Here is a 24,034-nt window from a genome sequence, read left to right as displayed (position 1 = left end):
GAAAAAGCCAAGAGTTGCTCAACTAACTACTCTCGGCTTCGATTTGTTGATGAGGAAAGTTACGTGTTGTGAACTTTCAAAGTGTAGAAACAGGTGTAGCAGCTCTCTCATTCATTAAGGAATATAAGATTCTAAGATAAATATGACTTCCCCATCTTTTTCGAATAATTGCAAAAATCCACGGTGGTCAACAACATGCTCCCATGTTGCTTCCATTAGCATCCCAGGATTTTCTTGTAACAAAATTGGGACACCTTCTTTTATAAGGATATCTTTAGTTCCTTCGCTCGTTTCAATTAAACGAAATCCATTTGGTGCTTCATCATCCGTTACTTTGTCCATATACGTAATGTTAATGCTTAAGGAGTCATCCTTTAATTTTGCACTATTTAACATTGCCGTTTTAAAAGACGTAGTATGTTGTAACAACCTATCTAATACATAATTTTGATTCATTACATATAAATAGGATTCTTCTAACATTTGAATACTAATTTTTAACTCATCATAATCTTGAACTTTAGCTATTAACTCCTTTGTTTCTTCTTTAATTGCTTGCTGTTTATAGAGTTCTTCTTCTAGTTTTGTCATTTTATTTTCAAGCTCACTAATTTTTTCATCAGAGACTGAAAGGGAAGCCTCTTCTTTTTTTGTACAACCTACAAAGATAAAAACAAAAATAAGGGAAAATAAGAATAGCCGGATTTTTCGTCCTTTCATATAAAACAACTCCTCAACTTTTAATTAACTGAATTTTAAGTTAATTATAGCCGTAATAGCAGTTTTTGTCCTCGTACTAGCGAGCTCAAACAAAAATAATTTTTCTCCGGACTTGTCGTTGACTCCGCTACTCTAAACATCCAAATAAAAAACCGAGAGTGGCATAACGCCGCTCCCGGTTTCAACTTTTATAATTATTGATTAATACGCACGAGCAAACCAAACAGTATGTTTTGCTTCTTCCCCACAATTTAGGCAAGTATGCTTTGTTGTTGGTGGATTGAACGGAATGTTACGTGTTGTGAATTTCGTTTTGTCTTTTACGCTTTCTTCACAAGCATCGTCTCCACACCAACCAGCTAAAATCCAACCAGGAATTGTGTCATTTTTTTCTGATTCTGCTAAATGTTGTTCTAGCTGTTCCATCGTATCAATGTGCGTGTGTGAATGCTCCGCACGGAATGCTTTAGCTTTTTCGAAAAGTCTCGTTTGCATCGTTTCAAGTTCTTGTTTAATGCTTTCTACAACAGCATCTAAAGATACAGAAACTTTATCCGCTTCGTCACGAGACTTCATTAACACTTGGTTATTGTCTAAGTCACGTGGTCCAAGTTCAATACGAACAGGTACACCTTTTAACTCCCACTCATTGAATTTAAATCCTGGTGATTGATCCGAATCATCAAGACGTACGCGAATTCCTTCCGCTTTTAGGCTTGCAAAGATTTCATCTAATTTCTCGATAATTTCTGGTTTCTTCTTCCATGGTCCAACTGGAACTAATACAACTTGAGTTGGCGCAATTTTTGGTGGTAAAACAAGACCTTGCTCGTCACCATGAACCATAATAACCGAACCAATTAAACGAGTAGACGTACCCCAAGAAGTTGTATGCACGTACTCATGTTTATTTTCTTTCGTTAAAAATTTAATATCAAATGCTTCTGCAAACTTCGTCCCTAAATAGTGAGAAGTACCAGCTTGGACTGCTTTCCCATCTTTCATCATCGCTTCAATAGAGAAAGTATCAACCGCACCAGCAAAACGTTCTAACGGAGTCTTTTGTCCGTCGTACACTGGAATAGCTAGAAGTCCTTCTACTACTTCTTTATATATTTCTAACATTTGCATCGTTTCTTTACGAGCGTCTTCCTCGTCGATGTGAGCTGTATGACCTTCTTGCCACAAGAACTCAGAAGTACGAATGAATGGAAGAGTTTTCTTTTCCCAACGGAATACGTTTGCCCATTGATTGATTAAAACTGGAAGATCGCGATAGCTTTTGATCCAGTTAGAATATAAATGACCAATCATTGTTTCAGAAGTAGGACGAAGTGCTAGACGTTCCTCTAGTTGCTCACCAGCTGCTTCTGTTACCCAAGGAAGTTCTGGGGAGAAACCTTCAATATGATCCTTTTCCTTCTGGAAGAATGATTCTGGGATTAACATTGGGAAATACGCATTACGATGGCCTGTTTCTTTAAAACGTCGGTCCATTTCATCTTTAATATGCTCCCATAATTCATACCCATCTGGCTTAAATGCGATACATCCACGAACTGGAGTGTAATCCATTAAATCCGCTTTTTGAATTGTTTCAATGTACCATTTGGTAAAATCGTTTGTGTTTTGTGACATTTTTCTTCCTCCTATCATTTATGTAACAATTAAAAAAGCGTAAAGAAAGTCCTTATAAAAGGACGTCTTTACGCTTATAGACGTGGTACCACCTTAGTTCAACATTATAAAAAATTATAATGTCCTCTAGCGTTTGTAACGAAACGACTCGGTTAGCCTTGTACTAACATCTCCGTGGTAGGTTTCAATAAGAAGGGGTGATATAGCTTTCAGCCTAGGCTATATTTTCTGTTTCACAATTCTTATTTACTTGATCACTTCATTGAATTGTTATTTATTCTTACAATAATATATCAAATTGCTAAAAGTAATTCAATTGTTTACGGTATAATATTTATTGTGGTCAAACAAAATTCATTATAAACCTGTTTTAATTTTCAAAGCCGTAGTTTTAGCTGGATCGGACTCAAGGATTATTCCGTTATTCCAAACTTCCACTGCTTGTCCTTTTTTTAAATGCGCAAACTTTATTGTAGCTCCTTCTGAATCCACTATTTCCGTCTCATCATTAATACTTACCCAAATCTTCCCTAGCGGTTGACCATTCTTACTTACAAGTTCCTCTACAAGAATGGTATTTTTGCTTTTTCTTATAATTTTTCCAATATGCTGCGCATCACTTGTAGTGTCAACCTTAAGCTCCATATCATCATATGTGTCGCAAGCTGCGAGCAAGAACACTATGACGATAGCAAAAACTAACTTTTTCATGAACTAGCCCCCATTTCATCTACTAATTAAAATCTAATATCTATCTAAAGTTATTTTCTACCAACACTAATAAATATCCTCTTTCGAACGAAACCATCGAGGCTAATTATTTCTATTAGCCTATAAAAATATGATAAAATTTTATAAGTAGAAAACCAATTTAATACGACTTTCATCGTACGATTTTATATAAAAACTGGAGGTTTTAACATGAACAAAGGCCTAACAGCTATTAAAGAAGTATCGAGAGAAGAAGTGATGGGCTTAGCTCAAAATGGACTTCGTGAATTATTTGATCTTGCATCTTATAAAGTGTGTGATGCTACTACTGGTGATGTACAAAGTCATTTTGTGTACGACATGAGCACACACCGTTGTTATTTAATTGATGTAGCATCATGCTATGAGCTAGTAACTGCTTTTTATTGCGGCGGAGACAAGCAATCCATTCTTCAAAGTTTAAACGGAATTGCTAAGTCTGTTAATTAATAGGTGAAGCCCTTACCATATTTACTTGTGATAAGGGCTTTTCTTTTTTATTAATTCTCCTGAAACCACCTACGTGCAAAATCTACTATTTCTCTTTGATTTACTAACTTACAAGAACTCTTCCCTACCGTATATTGTGAAAAGGAATGGTTTTTTTCATAAACGCTACCTATCGCTTCAAATACATCCGCATCGTATTCTATTTCTTTATAGTTCACCCATTTGCGCTCACCATTGACGAGCATAGCTGTACCTTTTTCTACAATTGTTGGATGAGGCTTCGCATGTTCCGCTAGATGTAAGGACGTATTGCTGTCATGTCCAACTCCAATCAGTAACACTTTACCGTTTAAATCATAAATTTTCCCTAATGGAGATTGTTGGCCAAAACCGGCGTCTAACGGTTGTTCAGATATAATATATTCTGCATGTTTTCCCCAAGCTGAAAATGAATACATCGGATGGGAACTTCTTTTTACATTTGGAAATGTTCGAAACGTCTCTACTACTTTCCCCATCCCTCTCGTTGGAGTGATGTCAGGATCAAAGGCAGGCATCTCGTTACGGATTGTCGCCCACCACTCTTCTGGAACAGGTGGATTTTGCCATCCTGAAGGGTCCGAATTGTCACCTGTTTGAGTAGGCATAACAATAGTTCCTTCTTCCCCAACGACGTCCATTAGAGCTTGCACAACAGCGACAGCTCCACCACAAACCCAACCGAGCGAGCTTAATGAGGAATGGATGATCACTACCATTCCTTTTTTCAGCCCTAACAATTCAAACTCTCTTCTCAAACTCCCCCTCGTATTTGGACTTTTCATTTCTTCCATTACTTTTAATTCGCTCATACTAATCCCCTCTTTTCAAAGTTGTTCGCTCAGCTCTTCCCACTGTTGCTCTAACTTTTCTTTTTCTGCATACAAGCTTTGCAGTGTCTCTAAATCGTCCAGTTCAGCTAATTGGCTTTCGATTTCGATAATTTTATCCTCTAACTTTGCTATTTTAAGTTCAACGTTTTCTTTACCATTTTTAGTACCGCTATTAGTTACAACATGTTTAACTACTACCTTTTTCTCTACTACTTCCTGTTTACTTTCAAGAACTCTCTCTGCCATTTTCTTTTTCGCATAATCGTAGTCCCCTACGAAACAATCTACACTTCCGCTTTGAATCCAATAAATTTTTTCAAACAGTTTATTTAAAAAATATCGATCGTGGGAGACGGCTAAAATCGTACCATTAAAATCTTCCAACGCTTCCTCTAACACTTCGCGTGAGTCAATATCCAAATGGTTCGTCGGCTCATCCAGTATTAGTACATTCACATCTTGATACATAAGTTGCGCGAGCCTAAGCCTCATTCTCTCTCCACCACTAAGCTGCGAAACTTTGCGATAAACAGTAGGCCCATAAAATAAAAACTTTGCTAGTATACTTCGTGCTTCTCCTTCTGTTACTCGCACTTCATCTCGGAATACATCTATAATCGTTTCTTCTTTCATGTTAGGAAAAATATGTTGGGATAAGTATCCGATTTTCACATTACTACCTACTCGAACTTCTCCACTATCTGCTTCTATTTGCCGCAAAATCAACTTTATTAACGTTGATTTACCAGTGCCATTTTCCCCGATAATCGCTACACGATCTTTGTACATAACATGCAAATTTACATGTTGAAACAATAGTTTATCGCCAAACCTTTTTTCTACATTGCGGAGGGTAATGACGTCTTTTCCAGTTCGATCATTAGCTTCCATCTCAAAGTCCATTTTTTTCCGATTCAAAATAGGGCGTTTTACCTTTTCCATCCGTTCTAGCGCTCTTTCCATATTCCGAGCCCTTTTATGAAGTCCTTCATTTGGTGGGTTCGCACGGTTCGCCCATTCTCTTAACCGCTTGATCGCTTCCTTCATTTTCTTTATCTTTTTTTGCTGTTCTTCATATGCTTGAAACTCATTTAAAAGTCGTTCTTCTTTTTCTTTTACAAATCCAGAAAAATTCGTATGGTAACACGTAACTTCTCCATCCTCTAAATCTATTATTTTGTTTACGACTTCATCTAAAAAATACCGATCGTGTGATACAACAACTACTGTTCCACTATAATCTCTTAAAAAATGTCCGAGCCATTCAACTGCAGTTAAATCTAAATGGTTCGTCGGTTCATCTAATAACAATAAGTCTGGTTCGTGCAAAAGAGAAATCGCTAAACCAACCTTCGTCTTTTCTCCCCCACTCAGCGTCGCAAAAGACTTTCCTAATAAGGAAGAAATGTTTAAGCCGTTTACGATTTTTTCAATAGTGGCATCTATTTCATACCCACCACGGAAGCTGTACTGTTCTTGAAGGTTTCCATAGACGTTCATCAACTGTTGAAGTGTATCCTCATTTCTTTCTCGACTCATTTCTACTTCTAAGCTTTTCATTTTTGCTTCTAATGTGATTAAATCAGCAAATGCCGTTTGTAGCACTTCTTTCGTTGTAAGGTTTTGTTCAAAAGCTGGAATTTGCGCAAGATAGCCAATTTCTAACCCTTTTTTCCAATGTATTTGTCCGCCATCTACCGCTTCTTTATTTGCTAGTAGTCGTAAAAGCGTTGTTTTCCCGCAGCCATTTCGACCAACTAACCCTACTCTTTCCTTTTCTTTCATTTCAAACGATATATTTTCAAAAATAGTGTTTCCACCATACATTTTTGTTACAGAATTAACGCTACACGTAATCATTGTCTTTCCTCCTAAATTCCTTTGACAGGCAAATATTCTTTTTAAAACACAAAAAAAGCCATAGAGAACATACCTCTCCATAGCTTTATACAAATGAAGCCACAAAAAAAGAGCGTAGGAAACGCCCTCTTTAAAGCCACTTTTATTGTAGGATAAGAGATGTTTTCACTGTTTTAAACTTGCTATTTAGTTGCTAAAAATGGGCATACGTATCCCGTCAACAACTAAAAACGCAAATTTTGCACGGACAAAATATAAGAATTCTCTCGTAAATCCGTGCATTAAAACAGCATTCAACATCCTTTCCCACCTCCGTTCAGAATAATTAGTTTAATCGTACAATTAATTTGTCGTTTTTGCAAGTCAATCTCGATAAATAATTTCTCTTTATTTACCTTCAAGAAAGCTAGAAACTACGCGATCCCATAGTGGCTTAATCTTACTTGGATTATCCACATTAGAGAAAACCCAACTAGATTCCTTTAGTAAGAGTTCACATATTAAAATAACTGCCTGCCTATGTTTATTTGGAGTAATATTTTCATATATTTGTTGAGTTAATTGGAGCATTTCCCGCGGTAACGAGGATTCCATTGTCTTTAATCCTAATTGCGCCCTATTGGAATTGTACCTGTGTAGCAATACTCTTGATAGATTTGTCATCACATAGTGCAGCATATGAACAGACCATAGATCATTTCCTCGTTCAGACGATTTTTTATACTGGAACAGGAACCACGCTACATCATCCACTGCATCTTGAAATTCACTCTCTGACAATACTAGATTTTGATTTTGCTTATATTTTTGGAGTTTATTTTTTGGATCATAAAGAACTTTTATATAATCCTTTTCTATCAAAGTCTGTTCCGTAACCGTAAACAGATCAACATGTACAAGATTTTCATACAAAGCGATAATTTGTGGAGCGATAATAAAGATTTCATCATGAAAAAGCAATGGATTGTAGGACTCCAAATGTTGAAGCCGACTTTCGTTAAACTCATCTACATCTTCTTCATTCACAAGGCAATACATATCGATATCAGAATGCTCATCTTGTTCGCCCCGTCCGATGGATCCTTTTAGAAAAATGGACTGAACTCTTTTGTCTTGTTTAAAGCTATTTGTTATTGATTGTATGGCTTCTTCGATTAACATAGTTTTCTCCTCACTATTTCTAAACTAGTGTTTGGTTAGACTGACAGCATAGTTTGAAAAAAGAAAATAATTGCGATTACTAATAACAGCATTTCGCTTAATGTTAAAATAGATTGCTTTGGATTTGGTGTATGTCTCCACTCAAAGTATGCCCTTACTAAATAATCTGCCATTAAAAGGTAAATCGATATAACCATGAATATACTGTTTATAGAAATGTCTTGCATGATATAGGAAATGTCCTCATATATAGATATTAGAATAAAAATAATAAATGTAAGCACGGTAACCGCTCTTATTCCCCAGTCTATCCTTCTATGCCTGTCATTTATGTACTGGTTTGAAAAGAATCCCCTTTTTACCTTCTCTATTTTAAGTACTTTTCGTAAAAAATGTTTTATTACTGAGATAAGGATAAATACTATAAGCGCAAACAACACGAACTTCAGCCAAAACATTTAATTCCCACCTTGTTGAAAACTAGTGAATTCAGTCACCATCCTATGAAATGTTTCTTCCTCTTCTAAAAATGGATTGTGATTACTTTTTTCAAATACATACAATTTTGAATGTGGAATAAGGCTATGGATTTCCCTCGAAAAGTCGAATGGGCATTGGGAATCGTGCAACCCACAATAAACGAATGTTGGGATTTTTATCTCAGGTAAGTCAGCCCGGATATCAAAGCTTGGTAATTCCTGATAAGAAAAGTAGGCTAGACGCTTCGGAACCACTTTACCACTGCTTGGTTTTGAAAAATATTCATCAAATTTACTTTTGTCAAAGAGCGACATTTCTGTCCACTCTCTTCCTGCTTTTCTTCTCTCTTCTAACGAATCACTAGTTTTTATGATATTAAGCAACTCTTTTAACCGTTTATTACTAGGGTTTAGGGAACTATAAATACTGCCCTTATGGTTCATATATTCTTTTGTTGCCGTTGCCCCTCCCACTAATAATCGTTTCAATGATTCTTGATAGTAAGTCCCATATACCAATCCTAACATGCCACCAGTTGAATGACCGGCAAAACTCCATTGGTCGAGACCAAAAGCCTTTCGTATAGCCTCTAAATCTTTTACAGACTCCAGCATACTCAAATCTTTTTCCTCTTGAACTTTACTTGAGTTCCCCGCCTCTTTTAAATTAACTAAGTAAACACGAAAAGAGGGAACAAACATATCAGCAAAATAATTACCTCGCTCATTAAACTCACTATATAAGTGCGTTACACATAAAGGTTCTCCACTACCTGAAACAAACACTTCAAATAGTCCTCTAGTTGTTTTAATCATCATTTGTTCCCAAATACATATCCCTCCCTCTACACTTTTTTCAATAGAAAGGCTGAATCTTCCATTTCAGAAAAACCGTTTTTCTGATAGAAATGAAATGCTGGGACTGTTCTTTCTGTTGCTAGCCATATATGCTTTATTTCTTTTGCGGTCAGTACTTCATTTATTTGTGCCAGAAAACTACTGCCTACTCCTTGATTTTGTACTTCTCTTGAAATGAAAAATTCTTTAATAAAATATTCCTTCCCCTGCCACCAGTTAAAAACATAACCTAATGAGGCGCCAATTAGTTTATTATTTTCATCGTGAAATACTAATGATAGTGAATTATTATTATCGATAAGGTCTTTTAAATACAAATCTAATTGTTCATTTTCCCATTTGTCATACCAAGGTTCATTTGAGAATACATCTAAAAATAACTTTTTCATTTCTTCATATTCGCTAACTTTTAAATTACTAATCTTCATTTTATCTTTCTCCTATATTAAGAAATATTTTATATAAGTTCTTCACTTTTTCTATGACTGCCTATTAACACATTCTTTAATTCCATAACACTATTTACAATATAAGTAGGATTAACATTACTCAGTTCCTCAAATGAACCGTATCCAAATGTTACGCCAATCGACTCAATTCCAGTATTATTCGCACCTATAATATCGTGCTTTCTGTCACCTATCATAATAAAATCATCTAATTTATATTTATTGTATCTATCTAATATGTATTGAATAATTTCCGTTTTGGATGTTCTTGTTCCATCTAGGTTACTTCCTACAACGAGTTCAAAATAATGGTCAATATTAAAATGCTTTAATATTTGAATGGAATATACCGTAGGCTTTGAAGTTGCTACAACTAATTTGAATTGTAGTTCTTTTAACGATTTTAAAAGGGAAGGAATATTTGAATATAACTTATTTTCAAACATCCCCTTTGCCTTAAACCTTTCCCTATAGAGATTGATAGCTTTTTTACAATTTTCCTCATCAAAACCATATTCACCAAATGTAACTTGTAATGGAGGACCAATAAAAGATTCTAGGTCGTCCAGTTCAGGCTCTTCAAAACCCATTTGCTGTAATGCATATTGTACTGATTTGGTTATTCCTTCTTTTGGGTCTGAAAGTGTTCCGTCTAAATCAAATAAAATAACTTTGTATTTACCCATACTCTCCCCCCTCTAAATAAAATGACATCTTAATTTTATCATAAGAATTTCGAATAAAATGAATTTTTTACCAACTGAACACATCGTTTGAACCATCATTTTAAAAAAATAAAGATATTCCATATTGGAGTATTCCTGTTCTATACTTAAGCATTGTAATCACTTGGTATTGTCACGTCTTTCGTTATATTCACTTCCCAAGAAATGATTGTTGTACTATCTCTTACATCATTACTTTTGATAGTTTCCAGCAATTCCGTTATTCCATCAGTAATCGTATGTTTTTTCATTACATTGTAAATTTCTTTAGGATTAGTGAATGGTTCATTAGGGCATTCCACCAATCCATCCGTTGTTAATAATATACGATTTAGTCCTTTCCTAAGTTCCCTTATTCCGCTGCTATAACAAGGAACTTCTTGCTCAAATGTATTCACTTGCCCAACCCACTCAAAAAATTGCCTTTGGTTTATTTGATATTGATCAAGTTTGGCTAGCTCTGGATGAAATATATAGGAAATGCAATCACCTACCGAGAACCACCAGATATACTTATCCTTTCTTAGGACAATTAAACAAGCTGTTTCACCTTTCACTTTCCGACATTCGGAAAGGAATTTTTCTTCTTGAAAGAAGTTTAATATTTTTTCTTCTAATCCCTTAAAAGATTGTTCAGTTGATAGAGATAGAAGATGTTGTATTTCTTTTTTATTTCTTGAGAATTGACTTATCACTAGCTCTGCACTTTCCGCTGAGTTATGCGCGTCTAAAATAACGACAAACTCCCAGTTCCCTTCGTCTGCCCATACTAAACAACCATCTTCATTTTTATACTGACCTGCACTTGAATTCCCACCGAAACGTCCTATTGAGAGTTGGTTAATACTCATTGTATTTATTTGATCAACAAAGTTTTCTTGACTGCCAACCCAACTATATTCCTGGATATGGTTTTCCATAATCGTTAGTCGTTCTCCATGTAGACTTTTATTCGATTACATAAGCTAATAACCTCATTGTTATCACCCATTGGACCACCTTCCCAATCGTAAACGTCCCACGGTCCCCAATATTCTTTTGGTGTATTAGGATAACGGGCTACTAAATGCATATGAAGGTGAGGAACTGCATCTCCAGCAACAAACGAATAAATATGTTCAGCGTTTTCTGATTCCTTTAAAGCTTTGCTAACTTTGGCCATTATCATTCCAAATGCGACTGCCTCTTCCATCGTCATTTCAGCAAGTGTAGGTGCGTGCCTCTTTAAATCGATCATAATATGACCTAAATAGTTTGGTTTACCGTTTCGATCCATGTGTCCAACATAAACAAATTCGTCTTCGTAAATCGTTACCCCCGCGAGTTCAATATTCCTAGCATGTTTATTGCAAATAAAACAACCTTCACTCATGATAAAATTCCTCCCTACTATTTTTCATAAAAATAAAAAATCCTACCGTCTCATAAAGAGACGATAGGATTAGTATCGTGGTACCACTCTTCTTGTTTTGTTTCTAACACAAAACTTCTCGGGACTCATTTACGGGAGTTAACCGTATAGATTTACATATCAATCTATCCACTCCTAGGCGAGTTCGGGAGGTAATTGACTGTCTTGCACCTGCCGACAGCTCTCTAAACAATAACGTCTCCTTACTACTCCTAATCATAGCGTTTAAATTATATATTTTTAAAATATTCTATATATTCCTAATGCATTTGTCAATAATTAACTTTATTCTTGGCTCTACAAACCAACACTGTTCTTTATCAGTAACGAAAGCACAAAGCACAATATTAAAGAATTTTTTCTGTCATCTTTTGTATTTGAAATAGTTGATACCTATGATAGTTTTCGTCAGTCGAAGTTCAAGATTTTTAATTATTGATTATGACAATAATAAGTTGTTATGTTAGGGAACACTAAAATGAGGTGTTTTCTATGAAGACTTTTTTTGGTTTACTGTTAGCAATTGTTCTTATGATTAATCCTATCATTGCAGGAGCAGAGTTTGAAGGATACGAAGTTGTTAGTACGAATGACAAAGAGAATATCACCCTGTATGCTAAGAAAATAAATGGCTTGTATAGGGATTTCAAAATTAATTTCAAAGGTGGAATATATTCAAGACCATTTTGGATTAGTGAAACCAACCCTACCTATGCTCCACAAATTATCTACAAAGACATTGACAAAGATCAAAATAAAGAATTAATCATAATCTTAACAAAAGGATATGGTACAGGTGTTTTATGGGAAGATGTTTATGTTTTTAACACATTGAAAAATCGTTTAGACATAAACGAAGTAATTGTTGATAATCATTTAGCAATTATTCAAAAGAACGTAAAAACTAAGTTAACTGCTGAAAAAGTAGAGGTCATTGTCGGTAACAAAAAATGTACAGTTGATATAACCTCTTTGGAAATCAAATCCGAAAACTTATTTAATGATATAAGTTTTGGAAGCATTATCGATTACGACGTAAGAGACAATCAACTAATTGTAAGTGTTGCTGGACAAATATCTCCAGCAAGTTTTGTTGGAAGTATTGTAATTGTGTATGAATATCGAGACAAAATGTATCAAGCAAAGTGGATAGAATTTCAGCCTTGTAAATAAAATCTTCGGAAACCATTTTTATTAGTTCCCATGAATTTTGTTTATTTAGCAACATTAAAATTTAACAGAGCCTTTATTCTTTTAAATGACTAGTCAAGCAAGTCTCCTTTAATAAGGGATGATAAGTCAACTTTAAACCCTTTTTCCCAATAATTTTTCGAGTATACAGTATTCCCTTTGATTTTAAAACTCATTTATTGTTTGAATTACATCCTTTAATAATTCAATAGACTTTATTGGTTCTCCATCAAGCTCTAAACCATGATTTCCACCTTCAACTACTTTTAATAATAGGTTACGATTGTTTTTTAGCTTTTCAAAACGATCTTCAACGAAACAACTATCCCTATCTCCAATAATGCAAAGCCCCTTATTTTCACTGTTAGCCATTGCGTTAAATACATCATTTCTTTGTAGCAACGGTGTTAACCATACTGCTTTTGCATCTTTCAACCTTGTATTCTTAAGTAGATAACTTAAAGCGATAGTTCCAATCGATTTGCCGACTACATAAAAATTGTTATAATTCCTACCCTCGATTGCTTTATCAATTACGAGTTGGACATTTTTTGCGAAATCCTCATCACTTAGAACAGACATTTCTTCCCTACTAAACGTATAGTTAATGTGTAACACATCGAAACCTTTATTGTAGAATACCCCTGTTGTAAAGTGTAACAATGGCGCCTGCGTTGTGTAAGCAGCTCCTGGTAAGACTATCACTAAATTATTTACTTCTTCTTTTTGTTCAATCAGTCTAAAAGGAATACTTTTAGAACCTACAGCCTCTTTATTAGTCAACATTACCTCACTCCATTATTTTAATAATTTTGTCCTGTTCATAATTTGATTTAACATGCCATCTAAATCAATTCATATGATTCTATTTTTCACTCTAGTACATCTTCTGGAACCCACGTAACCAAGTTGTCACCTGGACAAGCTACTACTTGAAAGACATCTTCTAAATTTGTATTATTGTGAACTTCTACTTGCCAGCTTTCGAATTCTTGATGATGACCATTAATAAAAAGAACTTCTCCAGAATCAAAAATGAAATAAAGATGAGGCCTTTGCTCACCTAACTTTATATCTACAATCTTCTTTAGTCGAAGTTCACACAATTTTTTTGCTGATTCAACCCAATCAAGTTTATGTAATTCATCGGACTTTGGGTCCTTTTCAGGCAATGATTGAAATATTTCAAATTCGCTTTCAATATTTATCGATATTTGCCCTTCTATTCTCTGTTCGTTATATTCATTTTCAGACAGGAGAATTCTTAACCCATGGAATAGTAACCCTTCAATTACTGAACCTTTGCATAAATAATTTAACGTCTTTAAAGCTATGATTCTATTATCATGATCCAATCTAACCACTCCAAAAATTCAGCTATTTCTTATTTCTTTAAAATCCAAACTATTAGTAAGCACAAACCTAATAACCCGACACCAATATATAAATACCAATAATCTATAAATAACTCCCATTGTAGCCTCTGAATTTCTTTAACCCTATCAAAATAACCCATCGGTTCCCCCCTTGTAATCTCCTTTACTTCTAATACTTTTTTAGCGTAGTTAAGGTTTCCTTCTATAAAGAGAGTTAACTAAATGATACTAATAAGCAAAGGGCTCGTTCCATCCTTCCTCAAGAAAACACCAGTGTTATGCTTTTGTTCCCTGAGCTCATCCTAAATTTCCTAGCTAAATATTACTGTTTATATGGGGGTTTAAAGACCTTTTGCATAAATAGTTCGGGACTAACATTCTGTTCAAACCCATATTGACTATATAAAGCATGAGCATCATTTGTAGCTAACATAAATCTACGAATAACCTGTAAATCGGAATGATTTGTGATAATTTCCATTAACCATTTTGATAATCCTAATTTCCGGTAATCTGGTATTACGAAAACGTCACAAAGATAAGCGAACGTTGCTAAATCAGTAATTACCCTTGCAAAACCAACTTGTTCATAACCTTCTTTACCAGGTATACCTTTATAAATTCCAAAACATAACGGTGATCCTTCTATTGCTTTTTTTACTATTTGCTTAGGTATACCCTTTGACCAATATGCTTCTTCACTCAAAAAATTATGTATTAATGTTAAATCTAGAAACTCTTTATTTGTAGAAATCGAAAATTCCTTCTTATTCCACATATCCAATTTAAGTCCTCCATCTAAAAATCCTTCAAATTTTTCACTTACTGCATCTATACTTGAACAACCATAAACCTACACTTGATTAGCGGTTAAGTTATATAATTCAATTACTTCAACAAAAAAGGCAATAATCCTTCTTGATTTATCACGCACTTTATTTTTGATTTATTTTTTTTAATCCAATTTTCTATTACATAATTGTTAAAAAGTTTGATTTATCACGATAATTTTTCTAAAAAAGGATACCTTAATTATTGGAGGTGTATACATGAAGGACAGAACAATATTGAATTTATTGACGATAGCCGGCATAGCTGGAAGCATATTTACATTATCGAGAAAAAAAGGTGATTTGAAGGACTGGTTCCTCATTTTCTTTATTAAAACGTTTGTTTCTACTATATTTGATGGACCGGTTATAAAGACAAATCATTTACAATACCCTCATCGCTATTTACCAAAATTATTTGACTCAAATATAGTGTTTTTATATATTTTATTTCCTTTATCATGTGTTATGTATAATCAATTTACTTATAAAATGAAGCCTTTAAAATCACTCTTAAGTGTTTTTCTTTTTAGTGTACCAATGACACTTTTAGAAAATTGGTTGGAACGAAATACCGATTTAGTCAAATATAAAAAAGGTTGGAATGGATTTTTTACATTTATTGTTCTATCGTTTACATTTATACTTGTTAAAGGTTGCATAGAAGGTATCCGTTTTTTAGATAAAAAATTCAAAAGAATCTCTCCATTAGAAGGTAACGAGGCTGCAAGTTAAATAATCTATTCACTTCTATGTATAAAAGGCCATTGATTGGTCTTTTTTCATTGTTATATCCACCAGATTTATGATTGACCTCTACTTATACATACATAATTTGGACGTACTTCGAATTAAACTCTAATACTTGTATAGATCAATAAACGGACTATATACTGGATTATATGCAAAAGGAATAAATGTTCCTAATATTCCTATTCCGACAATTAAAGTTCTACGTTCTTCTTCATCTTCTAATATTACACCCATTTTATTTATTAAAATATAATTGTCTATATCCCGATGAACTACTATTTCCTTTGAATTTCCATGTACACATTCATCACCAATACACTCTCTATCATATTTACTTTCCAACCATTTATTAAAAGTCTCAGGAGAAGGTTTTGATAATGACATAATAATAATTAAAATTATAGTAGCGACTAAGTAACGCTTCCGTTTCTTATTCATGATTTTCTTCTCCTTTTTCAACAGGAATATATTTAATAAGTGTGTTTGATATCATTAAAAAAAGTATTATTCCATATGTTCTATACTTCTTTGTACGATTTCCACCATTTCAGACTCGGCACCAAGACTAAAGTTAAAAATAATACCACTTCCCCCACCAGCCCCAATTGCTGAAATGAAGATATTATCGTTAGAACCAACAACTGTAAGACTCAAGCTCGCTCTGTTGCCATTTCTCATAAAATATTTATCATACACTCGTACTGCTATTTTAGTCTCGCTAATAGTGTAGTTACTCTCATCCACTAAATTCATTGTTATTCCACTGTTATTGATATCTTTTTGCAACTGATTAACGACTTCCTCAAATTGGCCAGTAATTGTTTTTTCGTATTTTGCCATGATAGAAACACCCCCAATAAAATTGAACAAAGTTAGCAAAGTTGATGTCATATTAATTCACAGAATTGTAAATGAACGGGTACCATATAAAATGAATTTATCGCTTCCTTAACTTGAAGAAACTATTATAATACCCCCGTTGAATAAGTAAAAAATTGATTAAAAGTACTATAAACGCTAACATAGAAGACCATTCAAAATGAAGCTCTCCTGTATGACGCATTGACATATAAGGGGTATATAGGAAGTTAGCAAGACTATTTATGGTCGTGATCCCAAAAAACCAAAGTAAAACCTTTTTATATTTTTTATACATTTTTTGTTAAATCCTCCCCGCTATTTTGTAAAAATGATAATTACTCTTTATTCTACGAGTATGCACTTGGAAAGGTTTCATTTAACAAAATACGCTTATATAACACTTCTGCTTCGTCATCAAAAACTCGCCGTTATTTAAAAAATTGAGCAATTATGACGCCGATTATGATGATAACAATTAATAAACCTGTGCCCTTCCAACCTAAACTCCCTACTAAGTCTACAAGACCACCACCGCTAGCCTTATTAAAAGAATCATTCATATTACCTGTTGGATTTTTCTTTAATTCTTCTTGTCTTACTCTTTCTCTCTTTTGTTCAGCAGATTCTTTTTTATCATTCACACGAACACCCCCCTAATAATTGTTAATTACAAGACGTAGGAGCAAATAACAACAAAATAGCCGGTTGATTATATCATTGATGGGAAATATAAATAGGAAAGGAGTGGTAAAATTGAAGAAAAATCGGGAAATAGATAATACACCAACAATTGCAGAAGGAATGGATACTGAAGATGAGTTAAAAAGGGATGCTACTGCAACTGAAATTGAAAATGGTGAGTATACTCAGGTAACTACTTTATCTTTAGACGAAAACGACCCAAGCTAATGGAGTGAACACTTAGGTCTTTCAGAGTTACTCTAACATCCTTGCTCCCTAAAAGAACAAGGATGTTTCTTGTATTAATGACAACTTATAATTGAATCACACTTATCATATTGCCATTTACGTCAGTCAAGTCAAAGCGTTTAGGTTCCCCAACTCTTAATTCTGAAACAACAACATTCTTCTTTATTAACTCGTTTCTAACTTTTTCTAAGTCTTTAACAACATAATTAAATGGAGTGTATGAATTTATAGGTTGGAAATCCGGAATTTGAACAAGGTGAAACCCACAGTTAGGTGCAATCGACAGACCACACATTCTCTCATTCTGCCATAGCAGTTTGAAACCAAAAATCTCTTGATACCAAGATAATGATTCCTTCAGATTCTTTACAGGAAGAAACACTGCATCTATCCGCTCTACAAATTGTTCGGAAACTTGATTATTCATTCTATTCATCTCCTTAAGATATTTATGGCTGTTAAAAATACTCCTTTAGAGTCCGCTAACTAATTCCTTTGGCAAATCAAATGTACCATCACTGTTAGGTGTAAAATGAATAACTTTAGTTACAGCATCTATATTTAAAGGCCCGTATATATGCGGAAATAACTTCCCCGTTTCATATAGATCCTCATAGATAATTTTAGCTCCAACTTTATCTGAGTCGATACATAACAGTACCAAACCACTTCGACCTTTAAACAAATAATTAGCTACATCAACTGTTTGCTCGCTGGTAGAGCAATGGATAAAACCGTCACTTTCTAAGCTAGATGGAATATAAATACCCTTGGTTACTGCTTTCGACCATTCTTGTTTATCAATAATATGTAAAATCAATGTCGTTACCCCTTTATTGAGATTATTAAAGCTAAATCTATTACAACCTTACAAGCTAAACAATCTTAAGCTATTTAATTTGGATCCAAATTTCTAAGTCTATATCTCCTATATCCACTATTATTAAGTCTTCATTTTCATCCGACTTTTTTCTATAACCAGCTTGAAAATTTATGGTTGATGAAGTTATGTCAAGTATATCTTTATGAGACGGTAACCCTATATTTATAGCATTTGTAAGTATCCAGTTGTTTCGTTCATTTAACTCTAAATCGCCTATGAGGATGTCCTCTTCTCCTTCTTCTGTCAAGACTTCATAAATTGCTAATACCCTACTGGAATTCACTTCAACTATTTCCAAAATATCAATTACTTGAGGAGCATAATCGTCATTTTTGTGGATTTCTCTTAATGCCTCCTCTGGAGTATTTGAACCGCTAGGAGCATGAACACAGCCTCCGATTAAAATTAAAACTATAACTAATATTAAAAGTATCTTAAGCTTTAACAAGCCAGTCCCCATTTTTGCTTTCTCCTATTTTATATATTGTTTTATCTATAAAAATTCTTTTAATGGTCCTTTAGCACATAAATCATCTTTTAGACCTAACCGAAAGAGCAGCAGTTATGCCAAAAACTGTATCTATATTTTTAATCTTAAGTAACAAACATATTTTTCTTATAACTGAAAATAATATCCTTATGGTTCGATTTAATATAGATTAACTATAAGGAAGATGACATATGAAAAATATTGCTGATACTGTTCATATAGGAGAATTAATTGCTGTCTCTAGGTTTTTTCAGCTTAACACTTATCAAATGATATCCCTAATTGAAGATGGCGAAATGGAAGTATTCGAAAAAAAGGAAGATTTTTATAACAAGTACGGCGACAAGGAAACGTATACCGAATTAGAAGATTGGTGTGAGTTAAACAACGGGAAAATTTTCACGAAGCCAAGATAGGTAGTCTGACAAAAGGGTGTCCTACTTACATCCCACTTTCTTCATCTCGCTTCCACTCCGCATAGTTGTATAATGCTTCAATACAAAAGCCTAATAATAAACACACAACAAAAATAATATAAACAGGTAAACTCCAGTTTGATAAGAAGTATATAACAATAAGTGCAACGATAATAATTGGAGTACTAATAAGGTTTCGTATCAATTTTCTTCTATAACTTAGTTTAAAATAATTTAACTCAAAACCATTGTCCGTTTTATCTTTTCCTCTAAATATTTTGGAAAAGATAAGAAAGCTAACTACCGCAACTATAACCGGAAAAGCTATTTGTAAAATTACGCTTTCAAATATTGACACTCCATCACCCCTAACTTGTGTTGAACCCATGTCCTTTACCAGCCGTTCTTATTCTCTATTCCTTATGTGTATTATTTTTTATAAACAAGCCTATGACAGTAATGAAGAAACCTATCCCCAAAAAGAAAGATCCACTATTATAAAATATAGTTCCTGAACCAACTTGGATGTAAAGCGCGAAAATCATAATCGCAATACCAAGCAACATTACTTTTATAGATGCCATTTTGCACCTCCGTTTTTTCAAGATTGTATATTAAGAATGGTATGTTTTAATTCAATCCTCATTCTAAAATGGTTCATTATTCTAATCTGTTCTTCCGTTAGTTTTTCTTTATCCCAGTACATGTGCATTAAGCTATATTCAAATACTTCTTTTAGTTTTATAAACAGAGGAAGTTTTTCTAACATTTCCGGGGAAAGTTTATTTTCTTCTTCATATCCTTCTATAATCGCTTTTGTAATACTTCTTCCATACTCAACAATATTCCCTCCACCTACAAATGAGTACTCCAAAGCACTATAAATTGGAACTGCTAAATCAAATATATAAAAATGTTTCTCGCAATCTTGAAAATCAACCATTGTTATTTTTGACTCTTGATCCACCAGTACATTTTCTAACCATAAATCCCCGTGCAACAACCCATAATTCGATTTCGTTTTTGGGATATTCTTTATTGTTGATAAAACGTCACTAGCAATCTCCCTAATAGTAGATTCTTCTTCAGGAATATATTTTAGAAAGGCATATTCTTCGTTATCATACCAATCGTTAATACGACTGACTGGATACTGTTCCTCGAACTTCTTGGACAATCGATGTAATACACCTATTTGTCGACCTAACTCTTTTAATATACTGGCATTCCATTGTTGCCTTGGTAGATGTATACCAGGAGCTGCTTTATAAAGAACCATTAAAATATTTTTGTTGTTAAGTATTATCTTTTCTACAATGTTACCGTTTATAGAAGGTATCGTTGGCGAAACACTTAACCCCTCTTTAAATAAAAAGTTCGTATACTGAACTTCCTCTAACTGTTCATCTAAGGTTTTATAGTTTGTAACTCTAGCAAAGTAAATCCCTTCTTCGCCAATACAACGAAACATCTCGTTAGTTACGGATTCGACTTTAAATACATTAATTGGATAAATCTTATTTAGTAATTCAAGAATCTTTTGTTCCATGATCATTACTCCTCTTCTCTCAGGTTTTGCAGTAAAATCTCTTTTCAACTAACAACGCATTTTGATGAAATTAAGAAAGTTAATAAATATTGAATACCGGACTTCTTCGACATTTAGTAGCTTGCTCAAAGGCAAAACCAAGTTTTATTAAAACCGCTTCACTAAAAGCCGTGCCTACAAAGGTAATACCAAATGGCCTTCCGCTTTCCATATACCCAGCCGGAATAGCTATGGAAGGGTATCCAGCTTTAGCACTAATCGTTGAACCTATATACGAAGGAAAAACAATTGCATCAAGTTCATATTTTTGAAGTGCATAATCAATCCCGAGTTCTTGAGAAAAATATAAGTCTTCTAATTTTGCATGTAAATATTCAGGGTTTCTAAGTGTATTAGGGAATTTTTCTCTATGTTCTAACTTATCTTGCCCATATTTCAACGCTCTTTCTTTTATATTATTATTGAACTGAATTAATTCAGATATAGAATGGACCGGCATGTGTGAAGGTAACTTCGCAAGATAATTATCTAAACTATGCCTCAATTCATACAAAGATACGCCCCATTTCCATTCTCTATGGAAAGAAGGAATCTCGATGTTTTCGATAATAGTAGCTCCTTGTTCCTTTAATACTTGAATGGCCTTTTTAAATAAGTGCTCATCATACTCACCGGATTCATAATATTCTTTAGGAGCATTATTAAATATTCCGACTTTAGCACCGTCTAATCCTTTCCAGTCTAAAAAGCTTGTGTAATCTTGTTCTATGTTATTTGCACTTCTATAGGAAGCAGCATCGTCCTTATCTATACCCGTTAAAGCATTTAATAGTATGGCTGCATCTGTAACAGTTCTTGCTATCGGCCCTGCTGTGTCCTGAGAATAAGTAAAAGGAATAATCCCACTTCGACTAATTAAACCAACAGTTGGCTTTATACCGACTACAGAGTTTTGAATAGCAGGACTTACTATCGAGGCATCCGTTTCAGTTCCAACAGATAAAACGGAAAAATTTGCGGCAACTGCCACAGCTGAACCAGAACTGGACCCACCTACAAAAAGATTCTCATCACCATAAGGATTTAATGTTTGTCCTCCCCTAGAGCTGTATCCAGCCCACATCTCACTTGCCATCCCGTTAGCTAATTCCGTCATATTAGTCTTTCCTAATATAACCGCACCTGCATCACGTAGCTTTTTTACAATAAATGCGTCGTTACTAGCTAAATGGTTCTCTAAAGCAATAGTCCCTGCACTCGTATGCATAGAATCATTTGTTTCTATATTATCTTTAAGGACAACAGGAATTCCGTGCAATGGCCCTCTAGCACCTTTCGTTTTCCTTTCATTATCTAACGCTTCCGCAATAAAGATTGCATCAGGATTTATTTCCAACATACAATTTATTTTTGGTCCATCTTGGTCATACTTAGCAATTCTATCAAGGTAAAACATGATTAATTCTCTTGAAGTTATTTCCCCATTTTCCATCGCAAGTTGTATTTCATAAATTGTTAATTCTTCCTTAAAAAATTCCTTAAACTTTATCGTCATCACAATCTTTCTCCCATTCTATTAAGTAGGCACTTAATCACGCACTATTTGTCATTGTATCTATATACTTACTTCAGCGCCGTTCCTACTTCGTTAATTCGCCTTAAGCACTACTATTTTTCAAAATAATATGTAGTACAATCCCAATGTTTACCACTCGTTTTTCTGTTCCCTTTCCAACCGCTTTTCTGTAATTCTTTTGCTATTAATAGATTAAAAAAACCATGTCCGACTAAAACAATCGATTTATATTCGTTTGCAAAGTCTATTAATTGTTGTGATGCTTTTTTTGCTCTATGTTTTGCTTTGCTTAACGATTCGCACTCGTTACTATACCCTATCACCCATAACATTCTCATAACGACTGCCCAAATATTCGGTCTTAATTTTATTTGTATTAAATCTTTTGAAAGTATAGGTAACTCGGTTTCTCTATATAAAGGGTTAGAAATCATATTCACTTCTGGATTTAATAATCTAGCTGATTGAATACTCCTTATTAAATCACTAGTAACAATCAATTTTGCATTTTCCACTTTTTCCTTCGTTTCAGGTGGAAGCGTCATTTCTTCCGTTACGCCACAATTATCATACTTTTCCACCCACTGCTGAAATTCCAAACAACTGATACTATCATTTTCAATTAGTTCTGATTTTCCGTGTCTAATTAAAGAAATTTCCATCATTAGCTCCTTGAGTTAAACTTTACCAAATAACTATTTTCTATTATAAACTGATAAATCCCTCTTTTATGGGAAACCTTTATTAAATATTTGTCAAAAAAACAAAAAAGACCGCGTTTTTTTGAGCGATCTTCCTTTGTTGTCAGAGGAGCTGGGTTCACATTTGTGCTTTGCTCTCTTAAATAAGTCCACTATTAATTAATTTTTATCAACCATTTTACAAATTTAAAATGCACTACGAGAAAATAAATTAGAAATGGGTAACACAAAGCCGAATACCACATCTTCCATTCATTATATTTAATAAACCCAAATGTAAAAGATAAGAACTCAAAAACCAAAGTAATAAAAGTAAAACATAAAATAAAAACTAATTGTGACTTTACCGACTTATTAAAAGGGTATACGTTTAGTAAAATTATGCTAGTAGCTCCATATAAAATAACTTGACCAATTAAAGCAGGTATTTGCACTCCAGGCTGATCCAGTACGTAAAACTGGTATTTAACAGCTAATACCATATCAACAAGAAGACCAAATACAATAGCAAACAACGTAGTTACATAAATTTCATAAGGTTTCATTTTTTTCGGAATGAAATATGCTACTAAGGCAAAAATAAAGCTCGCTATAAACACAAAAACCGTTTCTGGTTTCATCAAAGATCCTCCAAAAAATGGTGCTATTTCTTGTTATTATTATATATTTTTCTGTTACTATTCTAATTCATGAGAAAAATAGCTATGAAAAAGGGTGATTTTCCTTTAACATGAATAGCAGCCTTTCAAAAGCTAGTAGCACTAATTTAGGAGCGGTACACAGTAATATAGGTGACTAATGTGATTGATTAATTACGGAGTATAATACTAAAACTAAATAGATAAGGTAACTCGATATAGAATTATAATGAGGTGATTTGATGAGTAAAGCTAAAGGAAAAGGCGGAACAGGGAGAGGAACAGGCAAGAAGGGATGGAATCGTTGGCAAGCTAGTGCAAACAGAAAAAAGAGTGCAAAACCTTATGTAAGTAAAGGTAATAAAAAAGCCGATGTTGAAAATGACTCCAAGAGCAATAGTTAAAATCACTTTTCAGTACCGAGCCAGGTTATGATAATAGAAACCCTTTAACAAGAATAAAATTAA

35 protein-coding genes, 1 pseudogene and 2 other annotated features are annotated in these 24,034 nt (G+C 33.9%); of the genes and pseudogenes, 7 read left to right on the top strand and 29 right to left on the bottom strand.

The annotated features are described in order from the left end of the window. Window positions 1-114: 114 nt before the first annotated feature. The 3 genes from BC6307_RS07925 to BC6307_RS07915 all read right to left on the bottom strand — a co-directional run bounded on the left by BC6307_RS07925 (window position 115) and on the right by BC6307_RS07915 (window position 3,069). Entirely contained in the window at window positions 115-720 is a 606-nt protein-coding gene (locus BC6307_RS07925) for a hypothetical protein (RefSeq protein WP_066411534.1), read from the bottom strand. Between the two features lie 201 nt (window positions 721-921). Beyond that, window positions 922-2,358 carry a proline--tRNA ligase gene (proS, locus tag BC6307_RS07920; protein ID WP_066411536.1) on the bottom strand — a complete coding sequence of 479 codons (1,437 nt, stop codon included), beginning with the start codon at window positions 2,356-2,358 and terminating at the stop codon, window positions 922-924. A gap of 55 nt (window positions 2,359-2,413) precedes the next feature. Beyond that, window positions 2,414-2,630 (bottom strand) — a binding site (T-box leader). An 85-nt stretch (window positions 2,631-2,715) separates the two neighbouring features. Next, window positions 2,716-3,069 (bottom strand): DUF3221 domain-containing protein, encoded by a 354-nt coding sequence (locus tag BC6307_RS07915; RefSeq protein ID WP_066411538.1) that lies wholly within the window; start codon window positions 3,067-3,069, stop codon window positions 2,716-2,718. A gap of 210 nt (window positions 3,070-3,279) precedes the next feature. Here BC6307_RS07915 and BC6307_RS07910 point away from each other — a divergent pair, with 210 nt between their 5' ends. Continuing rightward, complete coding sequence (locus BC6307_RS07910; RefSeq protein WP_066411540.1) at window positions 3,280-3,558, top strand: hypothetical protein; 279 nt, start codon at window positions 3,280-3,282, stop codon at window positions 3,556-3,558. Between the two features lie 50 nt (window positions 3,559-3,608). Here BC6307_RS07910 and BC6307_RS07905 read toward each other — a convergent pair whose 3' ends face one another. From BC6307_RS07905 to BC6307_RS07865, 10 genes are all read right to left on the bottom strand, one after another. Next, entirely contained in the window at window positions 3,609-4,409 is an 801-nt protein-coding gene (locus BC6307_RS07905) for an AAC(3) family N-acetyltransferase (protein WP_066411543.1), read from the bottom strand. A gap of 15 nt (window positions 4,410-4,424) precedes the next feature. After that, a complete protein-coding gene (gene abc-f, locus BC6307_RS07900) occupies window positions 4,425-6,290 on the bottom strand; it encodes a ribosomal protection-like ABC-F family protein (RefSeq protein ID WP_066411546.1) in 1,866 nt (621 codons plus the stop codon). A 186-nt stretch (window positions 6,291-6,476) separates the two neighbouring features. After that, entirely contained in the window at window positions 6,477-6,590 is a 114-nt protein-coding gene (locus tag BC6307_RS25525; protein WP_280522906.1) for an RAxF-45 family protein, read from the bottom strand. A gap of 87 nt (window positions 6,591-6,677) precedes the next feature. Continuing rightward, the gene (locus tag BC6307_RS07895) at window positions 6,678-7,451 is read right to left on the bottom strand and encodes a nucleotidyltransferase domain-containing protein (protein ID WP_066411549.1); all 774 of its coding nucleotides are present in this window, start codon (window positions 7,449-7,451) and stop codon (window positions 6,678-6,680) included. A 35-nt stretch (window positions 7,452-7,486) separates the two neighbouring features. After that, a complete protein-coding gene (locus tag BC6307_RS07890; protein WP_066411551.1) occupies window positions 7,487-7,909 on the bottom strand; it encodes a DUF4181 domain-containing protein in 423 nt (140 codons plus the stop codon). Beyond that, entirely contained in the window at window positions 7,910-8,761 is an 852-nt protein-coding gene (locus BC6307_RS07885; protein ID WP_066411554.1) for an alpha/beta fold hydrolase, read from the bottom strand. It lies immediately after the preceding gene. A gap of 14 nt (window positions 8,762-8,775) precedes the next feature. Then, on the bottom strand, window positions 8,776-9,216 hold the full coding sequence (locus BC6307_RS07880) for a GNAT family N-acetyltransferase (RefSeq protein WP_066411556.1): 441 nt from the start codon (window positions 9,214-9,216) through the stop codon (window positions 8,776-8,778). 29 nt (window positions 9,217-9,245) lie between these two features. Continuing rightward, on the bottom strand, window positions 9,246-9,923 hold the full coding sequence (locus tag BC6307_RS07875) for an HAD family hydrolase (RefSeq protein WP_066411559.1): 678 nt from the start codon (window positions 9,921-9,923) through the stop codon (window positions 9,246-9,248). Between the two features lie 146 nt (window positions 9,924-10,069). Next, window positions 10,070-10,882: a protein phosphatase 2C domain-containing protein gene (locus BC6307_RS07870; RefSeq protein WP_066411560.1), complete on the bottom strand. Its 813-nt coding sequence runs from the start codon at window positions 10,880-10,882 to the stop codon at window positions 10,070-10,072. A 5-nt stretch (window positions 10,883-10,887) separates the two neighbouring features. Further along, entirely contained in the window at window positions 10,888-11,334 is a 447-nt protein-coding gene (locus tag BC6307_RS07865; protein WP_066411563.1) for an HIT family protein, read from the bottom strand. Between the two features lie 53 nt (window positions 11,335-11,387). After that, window positions 11,388-11,602 (bottom strand) — a binding site (T-box leader). Between the two features lie 93 nt (window positions 11,603-11,695). Here BC6307_RS07865 and BC6307_RS24755 point away from each other — a divergent pair. Continuing rightward, window positions 11,696-11,812, top strand: a pseudogene (locus BC6307_RS24755) (IS1595 family transposase); the annotation flags it as partial. 53 nt (window positions 11,813-11,865) lie between these two features. Then, window positions 11,866-12,546: a hypothetical protein gene (locus BC6307_RS07860; RefSeq protein ID WP_066411565.1), complete on the top strand. Its 681-nt coding sequence runs from the start codon at window positions 11,866-11,868 to the stop codon at window positions 12,544-12,546. 183 nt (window positions 12,547-12,729) lie between these two features. Here the strand turns inward: BC6307_RS07860 and BC6307_RS07855 are convergent, their stop codons facing one another. The 4 genes from BC6307_RS07855 to BC6307_RS07845 form a co-directional block, all read right to left on the bottom strand. After that, window positions 12,730-13,350: an alpha/beta hydrolase gene (locus BC6307_RS07855; protein ID WP_235858043.1), complete on the bottom strand. Its 621-nt coding sequence runs from the start codon at window positions 13,348-13,350 to the stop codon at window positions 12,730-12,732. An 86-nt stretch (window positions 13,351-13,436) separates the two neighbouring features. Next, on the bottom strand, window positions 13,437-13,919 hold the full coding sequence (locus BC6307_RS07850; RefSeq protein ID WP_066411574.1) for a hypothetical protein: 483 nt from the start codon (window positions 13,917-13,919) through the stop codon (window positions 13,437-13,439). 29 nt (window positions 13,920-13,948) lie between these two features. Next, complete coding sequence (locus BC6307_RS25520) at window positions 13,949-14,080, bottom strand: hypothetical protein (RefSeq protein WP_268874251.1); 132 nt, start codon at window positions 14,078-14,080, stop codon at window positions 13,949-13,951. Between the two features lie 182 nt (window positions 14,081-14,262). Then, window positions 14,263-14,718: a GNAT family N-acetyltransferase gene (locus BC6307_RS07845; RefSeq protein WP_066411685.1), complete on the bottom strand. Its 456-nt coding sequence runs from the start codon at window positions 14,716-14,718 to the stop codon at window positions 14,263-14,265. A gap of 271 nt (window positions 14,719-14,989) precedes the next feature. On the opposite strand from BC6307_RS07845, the gene BC6307_RS07840 reads away from it, so the two are divergent. Next, window positions 14,990-15,505 (top strand): CBO0543 family protein, encoded by a 516-nt coding sequence (locus BC6307_RS07840; protein WP_066411577.1) that lies wholly within the window; start codon window positions 14,990-14,992, stop codon window positions 15,503-15,505. A gap of 123 nt (window positions 15,506-15,628) precedes the next feature. Here the strand turns inward: BC6307_RS07840 and BC6307_RS07835 are convergent, their stop codons facing one another. The 3 genes from BC6307_RS07835 to BC6307_RS07820 all read right to left on the bottom strand — a co-directional run bounded on the left by BC6307_RS07835 (window position 15,629) and on the right by BC6307_RS07820 (window position 17,025). Then, entirely contained in the window at window positions 15,629-15,961 is a 333-nt protein-coding gene (locus BC6307_RS07835) for a hypothetical protein (RefSeq protein WP_066411580.1), read from the bottom strand. A gap of 66 nt (window positions 15,962-16,027) precedes the next feature. After that, the gene (locus BC6307_RS07830) at window positions 16,028-16,363 is read right to left on the bottom strand and encodes a DUF6054 family protein (RefSeq protein WP_066411583.1); all 336 of its coding nucleotides are present in this window, start codon (window positions 16,361-16,363) and stop codon (window positions 16,028-16,030) included. 449 nt (window positions 16,364-16,812) lie between these two features. After that, on the bottom strand, window positions 16,813-17,025 hold the full coding sequence (locus BC6307_RS07820) for a DUF6366 family protein (protein ID WP_066411594.1): 213 nt from the start codon (window positions 17,023-17,025) through the stop codon (window positions 16,813-16,815). Window positions 17,026-17,137: 112 nt separating this feature from the next. Here BC6307_RS07820 and BC6307_RS24750 point away from each other — a divergent pair, with 112 nt between their 5' ends. Further along, window positions 17,138-17,293, top strand: a complete 156-nt coding sequence (locus BC6307_RS24750; protein WP_157076577.1) for a cyclin family protein — start codon at window positions 17,138-17,140, stop codon at window positions 17,291-17,293. 85 nt (window positions 17,294-17,378) lie between these two features. Here the strand turns inward: BC6307_RS24750 and BC6307_RS07815 are convergent, their stop codons facing one another. The 3 genes from BC6307_RS07815 to BC6307_RS07805 form a co-directional block, all read right to left on the bottom strand. Continuing rightward, window positions 17,379-17,741, bottom strand: a complete 363-nt coding sequence (locus BC6307_RS07815; RefSeq protein ID WP_066411597.1) for a VOC family protein — start codon at window positions 17,739-17,741, stop codon at window positions 17,379-17,381. Between the two features lie 45 nt (window positions 17,742-17,786). Further along, window positions 17,787-18,134 carry a DUF952 domain-containing protein gene (locus tag BC6307_RS07810; RefSeq protein WP_066411600.1) on the bottom strand — a complete coding sequence of 116 codons (348 nt, stop codon included), beginning with the start codon at window positions 18,132-18,134 and terminating at the stop codon, window positions 17,787-17,789. A gap of 70 nt (window positions 18,135-18,204) precedes the next feature. Beyond that, window positions 18,205-18,657 (bottom strand): hypothetical protein, encoded by a 453-nt coding sequence (locus BC6307_RS07805; RefSeq protein WP_066411602.1) that lies wholly within the window; start codon window positions 18,655-18,657, stop codon window positions 18,205-18,207. 221 nt (window positions 18,658-18,878) lie between these two features. On the opposite strand from BC6307_RS07805, the gene BC6307_RS07800 reads away from it, so the two are divergent. Beyond that, complete coding sequence (locus BC6307_RS07800; protein WP_066411605.1) at window positions 18,879-19,103, top strand: hypothetical protein; 225 nt, start codon at window positions 18,879-18,881, stop codon at window positions 19,101-19,103. Between the two features lie 25 nt (window positions 19,104-19,128). Here the strand turns inward: BC6307_RS07800 and BC6307_RS07795 are convergent, their stop codons facing one another. The 6 genes from BC6307_RS07795 to BC6307_RS07775 all read right to left on the bottom strand — a co-directional run bounded on the left by BC6307_RS07795 (window position 19,129) and on the right by BC6307_RS07775 (window position 23,549). Further along, window positions 19,129-19,461: a hypothetical protein gene (locus BC6307_RS07795; protein ID WP_066411608.1), complete on the bottom strand. Its 333-nt coding sequence runs from the start codon at window positions 19,459-19,461 to the stop codon at window positions 19,129-19,131. A 55-nt stretch (window positions 19,462-19,516) separates the two neighbouring features. Next, window positions 19,517-19,687 carry a hypothetical protein gene (locus tag BC6307_RS24745; RefSeq protein ID WP_157076578.1) on the bottom strand — a complete coding sequence of 57 codons (171 nt, stop codon included), beginning with the start codon at window positions 19,685-19,687 and terminating at the stop codon, window positions 19,517-19,519. 17 nt (window positions 19,688-19,704) lie between these two features. Next, a complete protein-coding gene (locus tag BC6307_RS07790; protein WP_066411610.1) occupies window positions 19,705-20,658 on the bottom strand; it encodes a phosphotransferase enzyme family protein in 954 nt (317 codons plus the stop codon). A gap of 73 nt (window positions 20,659-20,731) precedes the next feature. Then, window positions 20,732-22,207, bottom strand: a complete 1,476-nt coding sequence (locus BC6307_RS07785) for an amidase family protein (RefSeq protein ID WP_066411612.1) — start codon at window positions 22,205-22,207, stop codon at window positions 20,732-20,734. A 113-nt stretch (window positions 22,208-22,320) separates the two neighbouring features. Continuing rightward, entirely contained in the window at window positions 22,321-22,893 is a 573-nt protein-coding gene (locus tag BC6307_RS07780) for a histidine phosphatase family protein (protein ID WP_328227331.1), read from the bottom strand. Window positions 22,894-23,084: 191 nt separating this feature from the next. After that, window positions 23,085-23,549: a hypothetical protein gene (locus BC6307_RS07775; RefSeq protein WP_066411618.1), complete on the bottom strand. Its 465-nt coding sequence runs from the start codon at window positions 23,547-23,549 to the stop codon at window positions 23,085-23,087. A gap of 260 nt (window positions 23,550-23,809) precedes the next feature. On the opposite strand from BC6307_RS07775, the gene BC6307_RS07770 reads away from it, so the two are divergent. Next, window positions 23,810-23,971 carry a DUF3934 family protein gene (locus BC6307_RS07770; protein WP_084380139.1) on the top strand — a complete coding sequence of 54 codons (162 nt, stop codon included), beginning with the start codon at window positions 23,810-23,812 and terminating at the stop codon, window positions 23,969-23,971. Window positions 23,972-24,034 lie beyond the last annotated feature (63 nt).

Source organism: Sutcliffiella cohnii (assembly GCF_002250055.1).
GTDB classification, from domain to species: domain Bacteria; phylum Bacillota; class Bacilli; order Bacillales; family Bacillaceae_I; genus Sutcliffiella; species Sutcliffiella cohnii.
The sequence above is the reverse complement of the archived record's forward strand: the minus strand, read 5'-3'. Positions and strand labels throughout refer to the sequence as shown.

Bases quoted from the DNA above. Each gene is read 5' to 3' on its own strand.
- BC6307_RS07925 (WP_066411534.1), bottom strand. From the start codon at position 720: ATGAAAGGACGAAAAATCCGGCTATTCTTATTTTCCCTTATTTTTGTT.
- proS (WP_066411536.1), bottom strand. From the start codon at position 2,358: ATGTCACAAAACACAAACGATTTTACCAAATGGTACATTGAAACAATT.
- BC6307_RS07915 (WP_066411538.1), bottom strand. From the start codon at position 3,069: ATGAAAAAGTTAGTTTTTGCTATCGTCATAGTGTTCTTGCTCGCAGCT.
- BC6307_RS07910 (WP_066411540.1), top strand. From the start codon at position 3,280: ATGAACAAAGGCCTAACAGCTATTAAAGAAGTATCGAGAGAAGAAGTG.
- BC6307_RS07905 (WP_066411543.1), bottom strand. From the start codon at position 4,409: ATGAGCGAATTAAAAGTAATGGAAGAAATGAAAAGTCCAAATACGAGG.
- abc-f (WP_066411546.1), bottom strand. From the start codon at position 6,290: ATGATTACGTGTAGCGTTAATTCTGTAACAAAAATGTATGGTGGAAAC.
- BC6307_RS25525 (WP_280522906.1), bottom strand. From the start codon at position 6,590: ATGTTGAATGCTGTTTTAATGCACGGATTTACGAGAGAATTCTTATAT.
- BC6307_RS07895 (WP_066411549.1), bottom strand. From the start codon at position 7,451: ATGTTAATCGAAGAAGCCATACAATCAATAACAAATAGCTTTAAACAA.
- BC6307_RS07890 (WP_066411551.1), bottom strand. From the start codon at position 7,909: ATGTTTTGGCTGAAGTTCGTGTTGTTTGCGCTTATAGTATTTATCCTT.
- BC6307_RS07880 (WP_066411556.1), bottom strand. From the start codon at position 9,216: ATGAAGATTAGTAATTTAAAAGTTAGCGAATATGAAGAAATGAAAAAG.
- BC6307_RS07875 (WP_066411559.1), bottom strand. From the start codon at position 9,923: ATGGGTAAATACAAAGTTATTTTATTTGATTTAGACGGAACACTTTCA.
- BC6307_RS07870 (WP_066411560.1), bottom strand. From the start codon at position 10,882: ATGGAAAACCATATCCAGGAATATAGTTGGGTTGGCAGTCAAGAAAAC.
- BC6307_RS07865 (WP_066411563.1), bottom strand. From the start codon at position 11,334: ATGAGTGAAGGTTGTTTTATTTGCAATAAACATGCTAGGAATATTGAA.
- BC6307_RS07860 (WP_066411565.1), top strand. From the start codon at position 11,866: ATGAAGACTTTTTTTGGTTTACTGTTAGCAATTGTTCTTATGATTAAT.
- BC6307_RS07855 (WP_235858043.1), bottom strand. From the start codon at position 13,350: ATGTTGACTAATAAAGAGGCTGTAGGTTCTAAAAGTATTCCTTTTAGA.
- BC6307_RS25520 (WP_268874251.1), bottom strand. From the start codon at position 14,080: ATGGGTTATTTTGATAGGGTTAAAGAAATTCAGAGGCTACAATGGGAG.
- BC6307_RS07845 (WP_066411685.1), bottom strand. From the start codon at position 14,718: ATGTGGAATAAGAAGGAATTTTCGATTTCTACAAATAAAGAGTTTCTA.
- BC6307_RS07840 (WP_066411577.1), top strand. From the start codon at position 14,990: ATGAAGGACAGAACAATATTGAATTTATTGACGATAGCCGGCATAGCT.
- BC6307_RS07835 (WP_066411580.1), bottom strand. From the start codon at position 15,961: ATGAATAAGAAACGGAAGCGTTACTTAGTCGCTACTATAATTTTAATT.
- BC6307_RS07830 (WP_066411583.1), bottom strand. From the start codon at position 16,363: ATGGCAAAATACGAAAAAACAATTACTGGCCAATTTGAGGAAGTCGTT.
- BC6307_RS07815 (WP_066411597.1), bottom strand. From the start codon at position 17,741: ATGAATAATCAAGTTTCCGAACAATTTGTAGAGCGGATAGATGCAGTG.
- BC6307_RS07805 (WP_066411602.1), bottom strand. From the start codon at position 18,657: ATGGGGACTGGCTTGTTAAAGCTTAAGATACTTTTAATATTAGTTATA.
- BC6307_RS07800 (WP_066411605.1), top strand. From the start codon at position 18,879: ATGAAAAATATTGCTGATACTGTTCATATAGGAGAATTAATTGCTGTC.
- BC6307_RS24745 (WP_157076578.1), bottom strand. From the start codon at position 19,687: ATGGCATCTATAAAAGTAATGTTGCTTGGTATTGCGATTATGATTTTC.
- BC6307_RS07790 (WP_066411610.1), bottom strand. From the start codon at position 20,658: ATGATCATGGAACAAAAGATTCTTGAATTACTAAATAAGATTTATCCA.
- BC6307_RS07785 (WP_066411612.1), bottom strand. From the start codon at position 22,207: ATGACGATAAAGTTTAAGGAATTTTTTAAGGAAGAATTAACAATTTAT.
- BC6307_RS07780 (WP_328227331.1), bottom strand. From the start codon at position 22,893: ATGATGGAAATTTCTTTAATTAGACACGGAAAATCAGAACTAATTGAA.
- BC6307_RS07775 (WP_066411618.1), bottom strand. From the start codon at position 23,549: ATGAAACCAGAAACGGTTTTTGTGTTTATAGCGAGCTTTATTTTTGCC.
- BC6307_RS07770 (WP_084380139.1), top strand. From the start codon at position 23,810: ATGAGTAAAGCTAAAGGAAAAGGCGGAACAGGGAGAGGAACAGGCAAG.